We start from the raw sequence: 15,631 nt of genomic DNA, 5'->3' as shown, positions 1-15,631 counted from the left end.
GGCCTCTTATGCTCACTGGCTCTTCGGCAGGTATTTGGAAAGGTTCTCAGACGTCACGAGTTCGAAGGGAACGTTGTTTTCGCGCGACACCTTCTCCTTGTTGACGAGCTTCACGGCAGCGTCGACTGCGGCCGCGCCCTGCCCGACGGCGCTCTGGAGAATGGTGACGTCGAGATCGCCGGCCACCATTGCGGCAAGCGCATCGTCGGTCGCGTCGACGCCGGCGACGACGACATCTTTCATCGGCATGCCGGCCTTCTTCATGGCGCGGATCGCGCCGAGCGCCATCTCGTCATTGTTGGCGATAACGGCGTCGAACTTGACGCCGGCCGCAAGCCACTCCTGCATCTGCTGGTCGGCATAATCGCGCGACCAGTAGGCGGCCTGCCGCTCGACGATCTCCAGGCCCTTGCATTCCGGCGTGGCGATGACATCCGATATATCCTGGGTGCGGGCGCGGGCGGCCGCGTGGAAAGGCTCGCCCATCAATACAACGACGCGGCCCTTACCCTTGAGCAGCGCGCAAACCTGCTTCGTCTCCAGCGTCCCCGATTCCTTTTCGTTGGAGGCGACCACGACCTGATTTTCAGGAAGATCGAGCAGGTTGGAAGGAACGTTGTTGATGTAAACAAGCGGAATGCCCGCATCCGCCGCCATCTTGGTCATCTGCGGCCCGAGATCGCCATCCGAAACCGCCAGGATGATGGCGTCGACCTTGTCGGCGATGAGCTTCTGGACCTGCTTCTTCTGCAGCTCGTTGTCGCCCTTGGCGTTCTCGGTAACCAGCTTGAGGCCGGAGACCATCTGCCCGTGCGTGACGACGCCATTGAGAAGCGCTGTCCTGAATTTGTCGAGATCGGACATCGAAACGCCGATCGTCTGAGCATTGGCAACAGAGACCGACATCGCCAAGGCGATGGATACAAGCGTGGCCGTTTTCATAAATTCCCCTGCGCAATTCGGATAGAAGCGCGTTATTTCAAATTTTGGTTAAATTTTACTTTTCGCGCCGGAGCTGGAAGTATCGGCGGGGGACTTGATGCCGTGGCGGCAGCCCCTTCTTCGGCTCCGGTCACGTGGACTTGAGAGGCGCTGCGGCAAATTCGGAACTGATGCCTCAAGTCTTTGTTTCATTGACGTTATCTTCCGCCGAATCCGGAGCCGACGCTGATGCCCTTGTAGATTACTCTCTGCAGCACGATGGCGAGGATTACCCCAGGCACCATGGAGATGGTGGCGCCCGCCATAATGTAGTTCCAGGCGGTGCCCTGCTGCGTCTGGAACAAGGTGAGCCCGAGCGGCAACGTGGCCTTTTCGAGCCCACTGGTGGCGATCAGCGGCCAGAGGAAACTCTTCCACTGCGCGATGAAGGTAAAGAGCGACAGCAGGCCGATCGCCGGCATGGCGAGCGGAACGATGACCCTGACCAGGATGCGCAGGCGCGAGGCCCCGTCCATCATCGCCGCCTCATCGAGGTCCTTGGGAATGCCGAGAATGAACTGCCGCAGCAAGAAGGTGCCGAAAGAGGAGAATGCGACCGGCAGGATCATGCCGTGATAGGTGTTGATCCAGCCGAGCTTGCTGACCAGAAGGAAGAGCGGGATGACCAGCATCACCTGCGGGATCATCAGCGTGCTGAGATAGGTGAGCAGCAGCCCTTCACGGCCGGGGAACCTCAGGCGGGCGAAAGCGTAGGCCGACAGGCAGGAGACCACGATGACGATCACGGTCACGCCGCAGGCAACGACGAAGGAGTTCAGCAGGAAGGTGCCGAAGGGCAACGACACCAGCGCCTCGATGAAATTACCCCACTGATATTCCTCGGGCAGGATACGGACCGGCACGGCCAGCACTTCGGTGTTGGAACGCACTGCATTCGACACCATCCAGAAGAAGGGAAAGAGAAAGAGCAGCGCGATCAGCGACAGTCCTGCGTAGCTGACGAAGCTGCCGATCCGCCGCAGGATGCGATGCCGGTTCCGGGACTGGGAATGCGGATACCGCGAGGCCGGGTCAGTCGTCATAATGCACCCATTTGCGCTGCATGTGGAACTGCAGGATGGTGAGCGCCATGATCATGACGAACATCACCCAGGCGAGCGCCGAGGCGTAACCCATCTGGAAATTGGTGAAGCCCTTCTGGTAGATGGCGAAGCCGAGGGTGGCCGTCGCCGAGCCCGGGCCGCCACGCGTCATCGCAAAGATCTCGTCAAAGACCTGCAGCGAGGTGATGGCCGTCATGACCGTGGCGAAGAAGACCGTCGGCGAGATCAGCGGCAGGCGGATGCGCCAGAAGCGCCGCCAGGGACCGGCGCCGTCGATCATCGCCGCTTCGAGATAATGCTTCGGCACCAGGTCGAGCGCGGCGTTGAACATCACGACGTTGTAGCCGACATTGGCCCATAGCGTGACGAGCACGACCGCCTGCATGGCCCAGCTCGAACTCAGCAGGAAGTTCGGCAGGCCGAGGCCGAGCGAACGGATGACGCTGTCGGCGAGCCCGTCCGGCGTGAAGATCAGCAGCCACACCACAGAGGCTGCGATCGTCGGAGTAAAGGTCGGCAGAAAGAAGATCACCCGAAAGATCGCCTTGCCGCGCTTCAGGCTCGATATCCAGACCGCGAGCGTCAGCGAAACGATGATATTCACAGCCAGATACTCGACGGCGAAGAACAGCGTATTGCGCAATATGGTGTAGAGGGCTGGATCGACGGTGAAGAGCTTGATGTAATTCTGCAAGCCGACGAAGGATGGCGTCGAGATCAGCTGCCAGTTGGTGAAGGAGAGCGCCAGCGACGCGGCGATCGGCAGGGCCATGAAGATCATGAAGCCGAGGAAACTCGGCAGCAGGAACAGCATGGCCGTCTGCGTCTCGGGTTTCAAGAAGTGCCTGGGATGACCGGGCTGCAGGGCAATTTCGGCAACGGCGCTTTCCGACATCTCTTCCTCCATGCGCGGCAGCTCCCGCCGCCGCGCTCTAGCACGGCACGCTCTATTGCTGCGCGAGGCTCTGGATGGACTCCATCGTCTGCTTGGCGTCGGCGCTACCGCCGAAGGCGGGCGGGAAATACTGGTTGAAGAGATTTTCCACGGCCGCCCAGTTGTTCGTGATCGCATAGGGCACCGAATGCGCTAGCGAATAATCGAGCGCCTCGCCGCCATTGGTGATGTCCTTGGCCGCCACCTTGTACCAGGAGGATTGCGAGGCCGTACGCGCCGGCAGCGCCCGGCCCTGTTCGGCGAGGTACTGCAGCGCCTCAGGGCTGGTCAGCACCTGGATCGCCTTCCAGGCCGCGTCCTTGTTCTTGCTCGTCCTGGCAATGCCAAAACCGGAGCCCGCAGTGACGGCCGTAAGCTCTCCGTCTGCGCGCGGCAGGGTGGTGGAACCAACCTTGAACTTGACCTTGTCCTTCATGCCGATGATTGACCACGGACCGTCGATATACATGGCGACATTGCCAGAATAGAAGCGGCCCTGGACGACCGTGCCGGCATCGGCACTCGACGGCACCAGCGGCGCGACCTTGTCCTTGGCGGCAAAGCCGATCACCCTCTCGGCAGCGGCAATGGCGCTCCGATTGGTGAGGTCGAGCTCGCCGGCATCGTTGACGTATCTATCGCCCCAGGCCGAGGCCAGGACCGAATAGTTCTGCGGGGTGATGCCGAAGCCGTACTTTCCGTCTTTCGTCAGCTTCTTGGCGGTATCGGTAAATTCGGCGAGCGTCCAGCCCGGTTTCGGCAGCGGAATGCCGGCGGCTTCGAGCGCGTCCTGGTTATAGTAGATGACCCACGGACCGACGTCATAGGGCAGGCCGTAGAGCTGCTTGTCGACGGACATGCCGCCGATGATCGAGGGCGTGAAGGCCCCGACGTCGAACTTGTCTGCCGCGATCCGGTCGTTCAGCGGCTCGAGCAGCGAATAGAAATTCGGCATGCGCAGCGACTGCATCGAAACGATGTCGGCAAGCTGGCCCGACGCCGCCAGCACCGGCAGCCGCGTCCAGTAATCGACCCAGCCCGTCGTCGTCAGCGTCACCTTGATATCGGGATATTTGGCGTTCACCATGTCGGCCAGGTGCTGCCAGCCTTTGGTATCGGCATCGGAGCCGGTCCACATCTGCCAGGTCAGGTTGATCTGCTCGGCCGAGGCGGCTGTGGCAAAGAGGCTGCCGCTAATTGCGGCAAGCATAAGCGTCTTCTGCAGAACCTTCATGGGTTTCTCCTCCCTCCATGACGCAATGAACACGCAAGTGCGATCGACTACGCCTTGAGGACGATTTCGATCACCGGGACGGTAACGTCGGGTCGCCGCACCGGCAGTTCGAGCGTGATCATGCCTTCCGGCACCATCACGCCGATATTGGAATCCACATCCCTGGTGTGGCTGAGCCAGCGCACCTCGCTGGCGTCGTGCAGGAATTGCGCATATGCGATCCTGTCGGCGAGACCTTCGATATGGATGTGGCGGTAAGGCCAGTTGTAGACATGCAGGTAGAGGCGGTTGCCGCGCTGGGTGTAGCGGCAGCCGGCCGGCACCGGAAATTGGGACGGACCGGCTCCGTAGATCGACCGGGCATTGACCGCCATCCAGATCTGGTAGACCTCGAGTGCGGCGATGGCGCGGGCATCGAACGTGCCGCGGCCGGTCGGGCCGACATTCATCAGCAGGTTGCCGCCGAGCGCGACGGAATCGATGAGCAGCTGGATGATCTGTTCCGGGCTCTTCCAGCTGTCCTCGTCGCGATGATAGCCCCAGGAACCGCTGAAGGTGTGGCAGGCTTCCCAGAGCACGCCCTGACTCGCAAGAGCCGGCGCCACGCGCGGCGTATATTGCTCCGGCGTCGTGATGTCGGGCAGCTTGCCCGGCGGCAGATCGAGGCGGTTGTTGACGATAATTTCGGGTTGCAGCTCGCGCACCAGCTCCAGCAGCCGTTCGCTCTCCCAGTCTGCGCGCCCCTTGCCGGGCAGGCCGCGATATTCACGGCGGGGATAGCTGAAATCGAACCAGATGATGTCGATGCGGCCGAAGCCGGTCAGAAGCTCGCGCACCTGTTCGCGCATATAGGCGGCGTAATTGACGATGTTGCGGCCGGCATTCAGCGCCTCGACTTCCGGATGATTGCGCAAGGGGTGGTGGACGTCGATCGGGAAATCGGGATGGTGCCAGTCGAGCAGCGAGTAATAGAAGCCGATCTTCAGTCCCTCGGCGCGGAAGGCCTCGACCAGCGGCGTCAGCAGGTCCCTGCCGCAAGGCGTGTTCGGCGCCTTGTAGTCGGTCACCTTGCTGTCCCAGAGGCAGAAGCCCTCATGATGCTTGGTCGTAACCACGACATATTTCATGCCGGCAAGACGCGCGCGGCGCGCCCATTCCTTCGGATCGTAAAGATCGGGATCGAAATTATCGAAATAGCGCTGGTAATGGTGGTCAGTCAGCTCTTCTCGGTTCTTCAGCCACTCATGCCGCGCTCCGAGGGCATAGAGACCCCAATGGATGAACATGCCAAGACGATCATGGCTGAACCAGGCGTGCTTACCCGCTCCCGACACCGAATTTTCAGGCTGGCGCTCCGAACTCGTCACAGGTTTTCTCCTCCCTGTTTTCCGGCCCCACCTCATGTCGAACCGGTTCGGTGACTGAACATCGTCCTGGATCCAGCGCATGTCAAGCCGAAATTCACAATTCGCAAACTCCGAAAGAGCCGGCTCAGAAGTAGTCATTTCGCCAGGTTCTGTTGCAACGGCGGATAAAATCTGACAAAAGAAAGCTTTAGAACCGGTTCGATAACCATGACGACCATACGAGATGTCGCGCGCCTGGCGGGGGTTTCGATCTCGACCGTCTCGCTCGCGCTCAACAGCCCGAAGCGGGTCGGCGCCGAGACGCTCGACCGCATCCGGCAGGCGATACAATCGACCGGCTACCGCATCGATCCGGTGGCCCAGACGCTGGCGCGCGGGCGCAGTTCGCTGATCGGCTTCGTGTCGGCCAATCTCGGCAACATGTTCTTCGGCGACATCCGCCGCGAGATCGAGCACCAGGCGCTCGACCACGGCTATTTCGTGCTGATCGCCGACTCCTCCGGCAGGGCCGATCTCGAACGGGCGCTCTTGGAGCGGCTGCAGGCGCAGAAGATCGCCGGCATCGCTTTGGCGGCAAACGGGCGCGGCGAGGAGTACGCAAGCTTCCTGCGCGAGTTCAAGACGCCGATCGTCATGTTCGACCAGAAGGTGGAGGGCGCCGAACGCGATTTCGTCGGCTCCGACAATCCGCTGACGACGACGATCCTGACCGAGCACCTGCTGCAGCTCGGCCACCGGCGCATTGCCTTCATCTCCGGCCCGAGCGGCCTGCACACCGCCGACGAACGCCTGAAGGGCTTCATGGATACGATGGCGGGCGCCGGCGTCGACGTCGATCCTTCACTCGTGGTCGAGGGCGGCTATACCAGGAGCGGCGGCCACACGCAGGCGATGCGCCTGCTCACCCGCCGCGATCGCCCGACCGCGATCATCGGCGCCAACAACATGATGGGGCTGGCAACCTTGCAAGTGATGCAGGAGATGGGCTTTCGCTGTCCCGACGACGTATCGCTGGCAATGGTCGACGACGTGCCCTGGAGCAACGTCATCACGCCGCGCATCACCATGGTCGTGCAGGATGCGCAGAAGCTCGGGGAACTGGCTGCACAGCGCCTGTTGGCCAGGATCGCAAGCCCCGAGGCCGCCGCCCAGCCGCCGCAGGATTTCATCCTGACGCCGAGATTCGTGCGTGGGGAGTCGACAAAGCGGCTATAAGGCGCTGGCCTAAACTTCCTTGCGAGGCCAGGGAAGAGGCCGATCATCATCGAGGCTATCAGCCCATGCTTGCATCAACCCGTGATCGACAGTCTTGCCCTCGTCCACATCAACCAGTGCTTCAAGAGTCAAACTGCGGCGCTTTCCTGCACAGGCGGAAGCGAAACCTGTTCAGCCGGGATTCTGGTTCCCATCGCAGCTCTCTTATCGACCATCGCAATCATAGCGAATAACTCAGATCATATGCAACGGGGCACCCTACCGCCAAAATCGGCAAGCACCCACAATTGTGCGTCCATTGAAAGATCACAAGATTTGTCATGCATGTGTGATGAATCGTAATTTCGGGATGTCGCGGCCCTGGCCGGCGGGATCGAAGCCGATGCGGGGATCGAGGCGTGGCTATGCAGGGGAAGGATCGCAGCGGGGGCTCGGGGTCTCTGGTCTCACAGGTTGGCGAAAGCCTGCGGCAAGCGATCCTCAGCGGCCAGTACGCCGCCGGCGACAAGCTTCCGAGCGAGCATGAACTGACCGAGACGCACAGCGTCAGCCGGACCGTGGTGCGCGAAGCCGTGGCAGCCCTTCGCTCCGACGGGCTGGTCGAGGTGCGCCAGGGCGCGGGCATCTTCGTGATCAGCCCCGACGCGGCGCTGTCGGGCCGGAAAGTCGACAAGGCCCGCGTCGCCTCCGATCTGGAAGTGCTGGAGATCCGCACACCTGTCGAAATCGAGGCGGCGGGGCTCGCCGCGCGGCGCCGCTCGCCGGCGCAGGAGGAAGCGATCTTCGAATGCCATCGGAAAATCCTCCACTGCATCGAGACCGATCAGTCCATCCGCGAGGCGGATCTGGAACTCCATGTCGCGATCGCCGAGGCGACGAACAATCCGCTGTTCAAGCACTTCCTGGAGTCTCAAGGCTCGGTGATCATCCCGCAATCGAGGGTCGTTCCGGAAACAAGGACGGCCGAACAGACCGCCTACCGCAAGCTCATTCACCGGGAACATGAAGCAATCATCGTGGCGATCTCCGACAGGGACGATCAGGCGGCCCGCAACGCCATGCGTGAGCATCTGGTCGGCAGCCAGGCCAGGTATCGCAACCTGCTGAAGGATCTGCGAAGTTTTACGAGCTGAGGCTAGCGCAGAGCGCTGCAGCAGACATCACCAGACCAACCGCTATCCCGGCTGCCGCGAGCAAATCTGCTGGCCGATTGCGCAGCCGCGTTATGGTAAGGGACGTGCGCAGCCCATGTCGGCGTGATGGATGGACGGGCTGTTAACCTGTCTGCGGCTGAAAGCTAGTTGAAAGCTTCGACGTCTTAGGAAAGGGCAGCATCGTGGAGGAGACACGGGTCAAGGTGACGAGACGACGATGCGGGTAAACCATCAGGAGGAAATATCAATGCGTTCTTCACGCAGCCTTTTTCACACCGTCGCTTTTTCCGCGCTTCTCGCCGCAGCCTCGTTCACGTCAGGCGCCGCCCACGCGGCCGACAAGATCACCATCATGGTCGGCGGCTATGAAAAGCAGATCTATTTGCCGGCCAAGCTCGCTGAATCCCTGGGCTACTTCAAGGACGAAGGTCTCGACGTCGAGCTGCTGAACGAAGCGGCTGGCGTCGATGCCGAAAACCAGCTTCTGGCAGGCGCCGTGCAGGGTGTCGTCGGCTTCTACGACCACTGTGTGGACCTGCAGGCCAAGGGCAAGTTCGTCGAATCCATCGTTCAGTTCAGCCAGGCGCCTGGCGAGGTCGAGATGGTTTCGAGCAAGCACCCCGACATCAAGTCGCCCGCCGACTTCAAGGGCAAGAGCCTCGGCGTCACCGGTCTCGGCTCCTCCACCAACTTCCTCACCCTCTTCATGGCCTCCAAGGCGGGCCTGAAGCCCGGCGACGTCGTCACCATTCCGGTCGGCGCCGGCGGCACCTTCATCGCCGCCATGCAGCAGGATCAGATCCAGGCCGGCATGACGACGGAGCCGACGATCTCGCGCCTGATCAAGACAGGCGAAGCGAGCGTTCTCGTCGACATGCGCACGGTCGAAGCGACCCGCAAGGCACTCGGCGGAACCTACCCGGCTGCCTCGCTCTACATGGAAACTTCGTGGGTCGAGGAACATAAGGACGAGGCACAGAAACTTGCCAACGCCTTCGTCAAAACGCTGAAGTACATCAATACGCATTCCGCCGCCGAGATCGCCGACAAGATGCCGAAGGATTTCTACGTCGGCGACAAGGACGGCTACGTCAAGGCTCTCGACGAGGGCAAGGGCATGTTCACGCCTGACGGCGTGATGCCGGAAGACGGTCCGCAGACCGTGCTTGCCGTGCTCTCGGAGTTCTCCAAGAACGTCAAGGGCAAGCAGATCGACCTTTCCAAGACCTACACGACCGAGTTCGTCAAGAACGTCAAGTGAGGCCGCCGCGCCGCTTCCAGCTCCCGAGCGGAAGCGGCGTCCGTTCGATCACGGGCATCGCGTGCGCGCCCCTAAGCACGCCTCAGGTATCACCATGCAACAGGACAACAATCAGACCCCGGCGATCGAGTTGATCAATGTCAGCCGGCGCTTCGTCTCTCCGACCGGCAAGTCGCTCACTGCGCTGCGCGATTTCAACATGACGGTCGCCCGCGGCGAGTTCGTCGCCGTCGTCGGCCCCACCGGCTGCGGCAAGTCGACGACACTCAACCTCGTGACGGGCCTCGCACGCCCGAGTGCCGGCGAAGTCCGCCTGATGGGCGGGCCGATCACCGGCATCGACCCGCGTGTCGGTTTTGCGTTCCAGACCGACGCGCTCTTCCCGTGGAAGAACGTGATCGACAATGTCATGGCCGGCCCGCTGTTTCGCGGCAAGTCGCGCGCCGAGGCGGAACAGAGCGCCCGCGACTGGCTGGCCCGCGTCGGCCTGTCGAAGTTTCTGAACCATTATCCCCATCAGCTTTCCGGCGGCATGCGCAAGCGTGTCTCGCTGGCGCAGACCTTCATCAGCGAACCTGAAATCCTGCTGATGGACGAGCCCTTCTCGGCGCTCGACGTGCAGACCCGCACGGTCATGCACGAGGAGTTGCTGAAGCTCTGGGCCGAGCGCAAGGCGTCTGTGGTGTTCGTCACCCACGATCTCGAAGAGGCCGTGGCGCTTGCCGACAAGGTCTATGTGCTGACCGCCGGCCCGGCCACGGTGAAATCGGTCTATCCGATCGACCTTCCCCGCCCCCGCGTCGTATCGGAAATCCGCTACGAGCAGAGCTTCATCGACTACTGCAAGACGATCTGGGAAGACCTGCGCGAAGAGGTCGAGACCAGCTACCGCCGCGCAAGCGAAGCGGCCTGACGGAGGATATCATGGCACACGTCACATTCGAGGCCGGTTCGGCCACTCTGTTTCGCCCGGGCACGTCGGATGCCGAGATCGAAGCCTCCGCGCTGAAGGCGATACGCCGGCGCAACACGCTGGTGCGCTTCTGGCAGATCGCCATCCTGGTCTTCGTGATCGGCATGTGGGAGCTTTCCTCCAACATGAACTGGATCGACCCATTCTTCTATTCCAGCCCGAGCGGCGTCGTTGAGCGGCTTTACGAATGGGCGACCGAAGGCACCACCGAAGGATCGCTCTGGTATAATCTGTGGGTGACGATGGAAGAGGCACTGATCGGCTTCTTTGCGGGCTCGATCACCGGCGTCTTCGTCGGCATCGGCCTCGGTCGCAACCGCTTCCTGTCGGACATTTTCTCCGTCTACATCAAGGCAATCAACTCGATCCCCCGCGTGGTGCTCGCCCCGATCTTCATCATGATCATGGGTCTCGGCCTGCCGTCCAAGGTGGCGCTCGCCTTCATCATGGTGTTCTTCGTCGTCTTCGCCAACGCCTTCCAGGGCGTGCGCGAAGCCGACCGCAACATGATTGCCAATGCCCGCATCCTCGGCGCTTCCGACTGGCAGGTGACGCGCACGGTGGTCATTCCCTCAGCGATGAGCTGGATCTTCGCCAGCCTGCACGTCTCCTTCGGCTTCGCGATCATCGGCGCGATCGTCGGCGAATTCGTCGGCGCCCGTTTCGGCATCGGTCAGTTGATCTCGATTGCAAAGGGCACATTCGATGCGGCCGGCATGTTCGCGGCCATCCTCCTCGTCATGGTCGTCACGCTTTTTGCCGAATACATCATGACGCTGATCGAGAACCGCCTGGCAAAATGGCGTCCGCAGCAGCACCTCGACACGCAGTAAAAAATCCGCCTCCTCCCAAGGCAGATCGAAGCGAAGGCCGGGCTCCATGCCCGGCCTTTGTCAATTCGGAGCGTCGCCGGTTCAAGCGAGCGGAAGCCGCACGGTCACGAGGAGACCGCCGCCCTCCGCATCGCTCAGCGAAACCGAACCTCCGGCGCCTTCGACGACCTCCCGAACGATCGCAAGCCCGAGACCGCTCCCTTCGCTTTCGGTTCCCATGATCCGATAGAACCGTTCAAAAACCTGCTCGCGCTCCCCTTCGGGAATCCCCGGCCCATTATCCCAGACGGTGACGACGGCGTGGCCGTTCTCCTTCCCGACGGCGACGGTCACTCGCCCATCGGCTTTGCTATAGCGGATCGCATTGTCGATGAGATTGACCAGCATTTCGCGCAGCATCGTCCCGTCACCCGCCACGATGGCGGAGCGGTCCGCGTCCAGGCCGAGATCGATGTTGCGCTTGAGTGCCTCTTCGGCATAGGCCTCCAGGATCTCGCGGGCAGCCTTGCTGAGATCGGTCGCGTCGCTGCGGGGGCGCCGGCTGCCGGGCTCGGCTCGCGACAAGGTGAGAAGCTGGCTGGCGAGGCGCGAAATCTGCCGTGTGCTGGTGCGCAGCGCAGCAAGCGCCTCGTCGCGGCGGGCCGCATCATCCTCCCGGGATGCCACGCTCGCCTGCGTCGAAATCAGCGCGAGCGGCGTCCTCAACTGATGCGCCGCATTCGATACGAACCGCCGCTGCGCGGCCATCTGGTTCTGGACGCGCTCCATGTAATCGTTGAGCGCATGGACGAGCGGGCGTAATTCGCTCTGGACCATCTCCGGCGGCAGCGGATCGAGGCGGTTGCGCCCGCGCCGCCGCACGGCGTCCCGCAACCTGAGCGCCGGCGCGAGGCCGCGCTGAAGCCCGAGGATGGTCACCAGGCTTGCGATGAAGACAAGCACGAACTGCTTCGAAAAATCCGAAAGCCACAATTGCCGTCGCATCGCGTACTGGCTGTTGTGGGTCACGGCGACGGTCACCGAGATCGTGCCGTCATCGGGAAGACCGACGACGGGATGGTCGAGCATGATGACACGCACATCGGCGCCGTGGAAGGCGCGATCATCGCCCGCCCGCTGGACGGCTGGCCGCGGCAGGTCGGGAAAGCCGCTCACCAGATTGCCCCAGGCGGTGATGACCTGATAGGATACACGGTCGCCAAAGCCGGTATCGAACATCTCGAGCGCGGCCGGCGGCACATCCACCTGAACATTGCCGCCCTCATCGACGCGTACCGCCTCGGCGATGACGCGGGCGGAGGCGAGAAGCGTTCGATCCGTCACCAGCTTTGCCGTCGCGTCGGCCGACCAGAAACTGTCGTAGAGATTGAAGGCGATCGCGCCGAAGAGCGTCAGCAGCACCCAGCAGAGCAATTGCACCCTCAGGCTCTGGCTGAGCCGCGCGATCGTTCCGCCGGCCTTTGTCACGGCGCTATTGGACATGTCTGAGGAGATAGCCGAGCCCGCGCAGCGTCGCGATCTGAACCGAACTGTTTTCGAGCTTCTTGCGCAGCCTGTGGACGTAAATTTCGATGGCGCTGGGATCGGCCTCATCATGGAAACCGAAGACGCTTTCCGACAGGGCGGCTTTCGAGACCGTGGTGCCGAGCTTCATGACGAGCTGTTCGAGAACGGCATATTCCCGCGGCGTCAGTTGCAGCGGTTCGTCTGCGACGAAAAACTGCCGCGTGCCGCCGGAAAAGCGCAGGTTTCCGACGGTGATCTCCGAGGACGCCCGGTGCTGGCCGCGGCGGACGACCGCGCGGATTCTCGCCTCGAGTTCGGCGATTTCGAAAGGCTTGGCGAGATAATCGTCGGCGCCGCTGTCGAGCCCTGCCACACGGCCGTCCAGGCTCGCATTTGCGGTCAGGATGATGACCGGCAGCTTGTTTCCCGATTGCCTCAGCCGCTTCAAAAGCGTCAGTCCGTCAAGCTTGGGCAGCGCAAGATCGAGGATCATCGCTGAATATTCCGCCACCTTGAGCAGATGCTCGGCGTCCTCGCCGTCATAGGCAATATCGATAGTGTACTGCGCCTGCCGCAGGGCTTTGCCCAGCCAGGCCGCCAGTTCCTTGTTGTCCTCCACCACAAGCAGTCTCATCCGTCCCCCTTAGCACGGGCAGAGGGCCTGGCGGAAGCGTGCCTATGGCGTTGTGTCTCGCCCGCCGCTCCCGGCACGAGGCCGCCTTCGGCCGCCATTGGCGCGAACTGTCCGCTATTTGTCCGGCGCGTGCATTTTCCTCTGTCTTCATGTCGTCGAATATGGCTTCATGATTAACCGCCATGGAGCAGAAAATGTCCGGCCATGAAACCATTCTTCTCGTCATAGACGCGCAGGAGTCCTTCCGGCAGCGCGATTATTGGGATGAAGCCCTCGCACCCGCCTATATCGAACGCCAGCAGTCTCTGATCGACGGCGCCGCAGCCCACGGAATACCCGCCATCCAGATCTTTCATGTCGATGGAAGCGGGCCGTTTTCGGAAAGCTCCGGCTTCGTCAAAACGCTCGCCCCGCTCAGGATCGCTCCCGAAGCAACCTTCAGGAAGAGCCGCCATAGTGCGCTCGTCGGTTCCGGGCTCGACGTGTGGCTCACCAAGAATGGTGTTCGTCGCATCATCGTCTCCGGCATCCGCACCGAACAGTGCTGCGAGACCACGACGCGCCACGCCTCGGATCTCGGCTATCAGGTCGACTATGTCGGCGAAGCGACTCTGACCTTCCCGATGACCGACGCGGCGGGGCGCACCTGGAGCGCCGGAGAAATCCGGGGCCGCACGGAACTGGTGCTGTCGGGCCGCTTCGCCCGGATCGCCACGGTCGAACAGGCGCTGGCGGGGCGCGAAGAGCAACTCGCGGCATGACTGGTACAGCGCAGCCCTTCGATATTCCCGTCTACGTCGTCGTGCCGCCGCGCGTGCTGCTGCTCGATGTCGCTGGCCCGATCGAAGTGCTGCGCAAGGCGAACCTCGAACAGACGGCGGTGCGTTTCAGCGTCACCTATATTGGCCCCTCGGCAACGGTCGGCAGCTCGATCGGCCTTGCCGTGACCGGCGTCGCCGCCTTGCCGGAGCGATTGCCCGACCAGGCGCTTGTCGTCATCGCCGGCAGCGCCGACGCGCCGATGGAGAACAACCGTCCGTGGGACGAAGAGGAGCGCGCCGCCCAGGCCGCGATCGTCGCCTGGCTGAAGCGGGCCATTCGTCCAGGGGTTCGGCTGGCCTCGATCTGCTCGGGCGCCTTGCTCGCCGCCGAGGCCGGAATGCTCGACGGCCGCGAATGCACCACCCATCACGGCTGCATGGAGGACCTGGCGAGGCTTGCGCCCACCGCGCGCATCCGGGACAACCGGCTCTATGTCGAGGATGGAGAGCGCCTGACGAGCGCCGGCATCACCGCCGGTATAGACCTCATGCTGCACATTGTTGCCGAAGCGGCGGGACATGCCTGCGCGCTTGCGGTGGCGCGCTATCTCGTCGTCTATCTCAGGCGCGGCGGCTCGGATCCGCAGCTTTCGCCCTGGCTCGAAGGCCGCAACCATATCCATCCGGCCATCCATCGCGCCCAGGACGCAGTCGCTGCCGATCCCTCCCGCGACTGGTCGGTCGCCTCGCTCGCGCGCCTCAGCGGCGCCAGCCCGCGAAACCTCTCGCGGCTGTTCAACGAATATACCGGCATGAGCGTCACGGATTTCGTCAACCGTATGCGCGTGGCGCTCGCCCGCGAGATGCTCGCCGGTTCACGGCTGGATATGGAGGCCGTGGCGATGCGCGCCGGCTTCGGCTCGGCCCGGCAGCTGCGTCGCGCCTGGAACAGACTGCATGACAGCCCGCCGAGCGCGGCGCGGCCCAAGCCGGCCCTCGGCTCATAGCGTAAGAGGAAGGCGGTGCCCGGCCTCGTCTTCGACAGCGACGACGGCAGCCACCTCCGTCCCCCAGATTTCGATCTGCGTCAGCGCCGGGAAGGGCGAACTGTCCTCAGCCTTTACAAGGCCGTGCAGTTCCATCCATTCGATGATGCACGGCTCTATCGCAAAGCGCTGCGCAGCACCCGATTTCACCAGCGGGAATGAAAAGCTCCTGCCGTTCGAGAAGGTGACGCTTGCCTTTTCCCACCAGGAATCATGCGGGAAATCCGCCCGGAGGTAGAAGACGATCTCATCGATCCGCACCGGCCGAGCGCGCCAATTTCAACGCCGACCGATCCGAACGGGCAGAGGGCCGTGCCGTCTGGTACGGCCAGACCGATATCAGCGCTATCGTCGATCTCTCGACTCGCCCGAGAGCCGGCCATGCGATGAGCCCTATACCCAACACCAACCTCATCCACGCCAAGACCCTGCTGCCGCAGTTGCACGGCGAAATCGACCCAGGAACTACCGTGCTGGTCACCGCGGCACTGGCTCTGCCGGTTCAGGAGAATTGGGTGCTGGCGCTGGAGAATTCGCCGGCCTGCCCGGATCTTGATGAAGTGGAGCGGCACTTCCGCGAGAAGAGCGTTCGGGTGCCGGCATTCGCTCTGCCGCAGTAGCTTCAAAGCCTGCCTCCGCCGTCTCGCACTCCGGGCCTGAGGCTGTCG

General features: G+C 62.6%; 14 protein-coding genes and 2 pseudogenes. 8 read left to right on the top strand and 8 right to left on the bottom strand.

What is annotated here, in order from left to right; translation table 11 throughout:
- Positions 1-12 precede the first annotated feature (12 nt).
- From HJC04_RS25080 to HJC04_RS25060, 5 genes are all read right to left on the bottom strand, one after another.
- Positions 13-942, bottom strand: a complete 930-nt coding sequence (locus HJC04_RS25080; protein ID WP_210631807.1) for a substrate-binding domain-containing protein — start codon at positions 940-942, stop codon at positions 13-15.
- Between the two features lie 197 nt (positions 943-1,139).
- Positions 1,140-2,024, bottom strand: coding sequence for a carbohydrate ABC transporter permease (locus HJC04_RS25075; RefSeq protein WP_210631806.1), 885 nt, complete (start codon positions 2,022-2,024; stop codon positions 1,140-1,142).
- Complete coding sequence (locus HJC04_RS25070) at positions 2,014-2,940, bottom strand: carbohydrate ABC transporter permease (RefSeq protein WP_221147370.1); 927 nt, start codon at positions 2,938-2,940, stop codon at positions 2,014-2,016. Before HJC04_RS25070 ends, HJC04_RS25075 begins: the two co-directional genes overlap by 11 nt.
- Positions 2,941-2,992: 52 nt before the next feature.
- A complete protein-coding gene (locus HJC04_RS25065; RefSeq protein WP_221147369.1) occupies positions 2,993-4,213 on the bottom strand; it encodes a sugar ABC transporter substrate-binding protein in 1,221 nt (406 codons plus the stop codon).
- 47 nt (positions 4,214-4,260) lie between these two features.
- Positions 4,261-5,580 (bottom strand): alpha-L-fucosidase, encoded by a 1,320-nt coding sequence (locus HJC04_RS25060; protein WP_221147368.1) that lies wholly within the window; start codon positions 5,578-5,580, stop codon positions 4,261-4,263.
- Between the two features lie 207 nt (positions 5,581-5,787).
- On the opposite strand from HJC04_RS25060, the gene HJC04_RS25055 reads away from it, so the two are divergent.
- The 5 genes from HJC04_RS25055 to HJC04_RS25035 all read left to right on the top strand — a co-directional run bounded on the left by HJC04_RS25055 (position 5,788) and on the right by HJC04_RS25035 (position 11,016).
- Positions 5,788-6,795, top strand: a complete 1,008-nt coding sequence (locus HJC04_RS25055; protein ID WP_221147367.1) for a LacI family DNA-binding transcriptional regulator — start codon at positions 5,788-5,790, stop codon at positions 6,793-6,795.
- Positions 6,796-7,199: 404 nt separating this feature from the next.
- A complete protein-coding gene (locus HJC04_RS25050; protein WP_221147422.1) occupies positions 7,200-7,928 on the top strand; it encodes a FadR/GntR family transcriptional regulator in 729 nt (242 codons plus the stop codon).
- A gap of 268 nt (positions 7,929-8,196) precedes the next feature.
- Positions 8,197-9,210, top strand: a complete 1,014-nt coding sequence (locus HJC04_RS25045) for an ABC transporter substrate-binding protein (protein WP_221147366.1) — start codon at positions 8,197-8,199, stop codon at positions 9,208-9,210.
- Between the two features lie 94 nt (positions 9,211-9,304).
- Positions 9,305-10,123: an ABC transporter ATP-binding protein gene (locus tag HJC04_RS25040; RefSeq protein WP_221147365.1), complete on the top strand. Its 819-nt coding sequence runs from the start codon at positions 9,305-9,307 to the stop codon at positions 10,121-10,123.
- An 11-nt stretch (positions 10,124-10,134) separates the two neighbouring features.
- On the top strand, positions 10,135-11,016 hold the full coding sequence (locus tag HJC04_RS25035) for an ABC transporter permease (RefSeq protein ID WP_210631799.1): 882 nt from the start codon (positions 10,135-10,137) through the stop codon (positions 11,014-11,016).
- Between the two features lie 81 nt (positions 11,017-11,097).
- Here HJC04_RS25035 and HJC04_RS25030 read toward each other — a convergent pair whose 3' ends face one another.
- A complete protein-coding gene (locus HJC04_RS25030; RefSeq protein ID WP_221147364.1) occupies positions 11,098-12,498 on the bottom strand; it encodes a sensor histidine kinase in 1,401 nt (466 codons plus the stop codon).
- Positions 12,488-13,156, bottom strand: a complete 669-nt coding sequence (locus tag HJC04_RS25025; RefSeq protein ID WP_210631797.1) for a response regulator — start codon at positions 13,154-13,156, stop codon at positions 12,488-12,490. The genes HJC04_RS25030 and HJC04_RS25025 overlap by 11 nt, the downstream gene beginning before the upstream one ends.
- A gap of 182 nt (positions 13,157-13,338) precedes the next feature.
- Here HJC04_RS25025 and HJC04_RS25020 point away from each other — a divergent pair, with 182 nt between their 5' ends.
- Positions 13,339-13,917: an isochorismatase family protein gene (locus tag HJC04_RS25020; RefSeq protein WP_221147363.1), complete on the top strand. Its 579-nt coding sequence runs from the start codon at positions 13,339-13,341 to the stop codon at positions 13,915-13,917.
- Positions 13,914-14,924, top strand: coding sequence for a GlxA family transcriptional regulator (locus HJC04_RS25015; protein WP_210631795.1), 1,011 nt, complete (start codon positions 13,914-13,916; stop codon positions 14,922-14,924). The genes HJC04_RS25020 and HJC04_RS25015 overlap by 4 nt, the downstream gene beginning before the upstream one ends.
- On the opposite strand, the pseudogene HJC04_RS25010 reads toward HJC04_RS25015, so the two are convergent.
- Positions 14,919-15,230 (bottom strand): annotated as a pseudogene (locus HJC04_RS25010) (carbohydrate-binding protein); the annotation flags it as partial. The gene HJC04_RS25015 and the pseudogene HJC04_RS25010 sit on opposite strands and share 6 nt — an antisense overlap.
- On the opposite strand from HJC04_RS25010, the pseudogene HJC04_RS25005 reads away from it, so the two are divergent.
- Positions 15,230-15,583, top strand: a pseudogene (locus HJC04_RS25005) (hypothetical protein); the annotation flags it as partial. The pseudogenes HJC04_RS25010 and HJC04_RS25005 sit on opposite strands and share 1 nt — an antisense overlap.
- Positions 15,584-15,631: the final 48 nt, after the last annotated feature.

The sequence above is a fragment of the Rhizobium sp. NLR8a genome (assembly GCF_019685235.1).
Lineage (GTDB): Bacteria > Pseudomonadota > Alphaproteobacteria > Rhizobiales > Rhizobiaceae > Rhizobium.
Note: the sequence above shows the minus strand (reverse complement) of the source record. Positions and strands in the feature narration are given on the sequence as shown.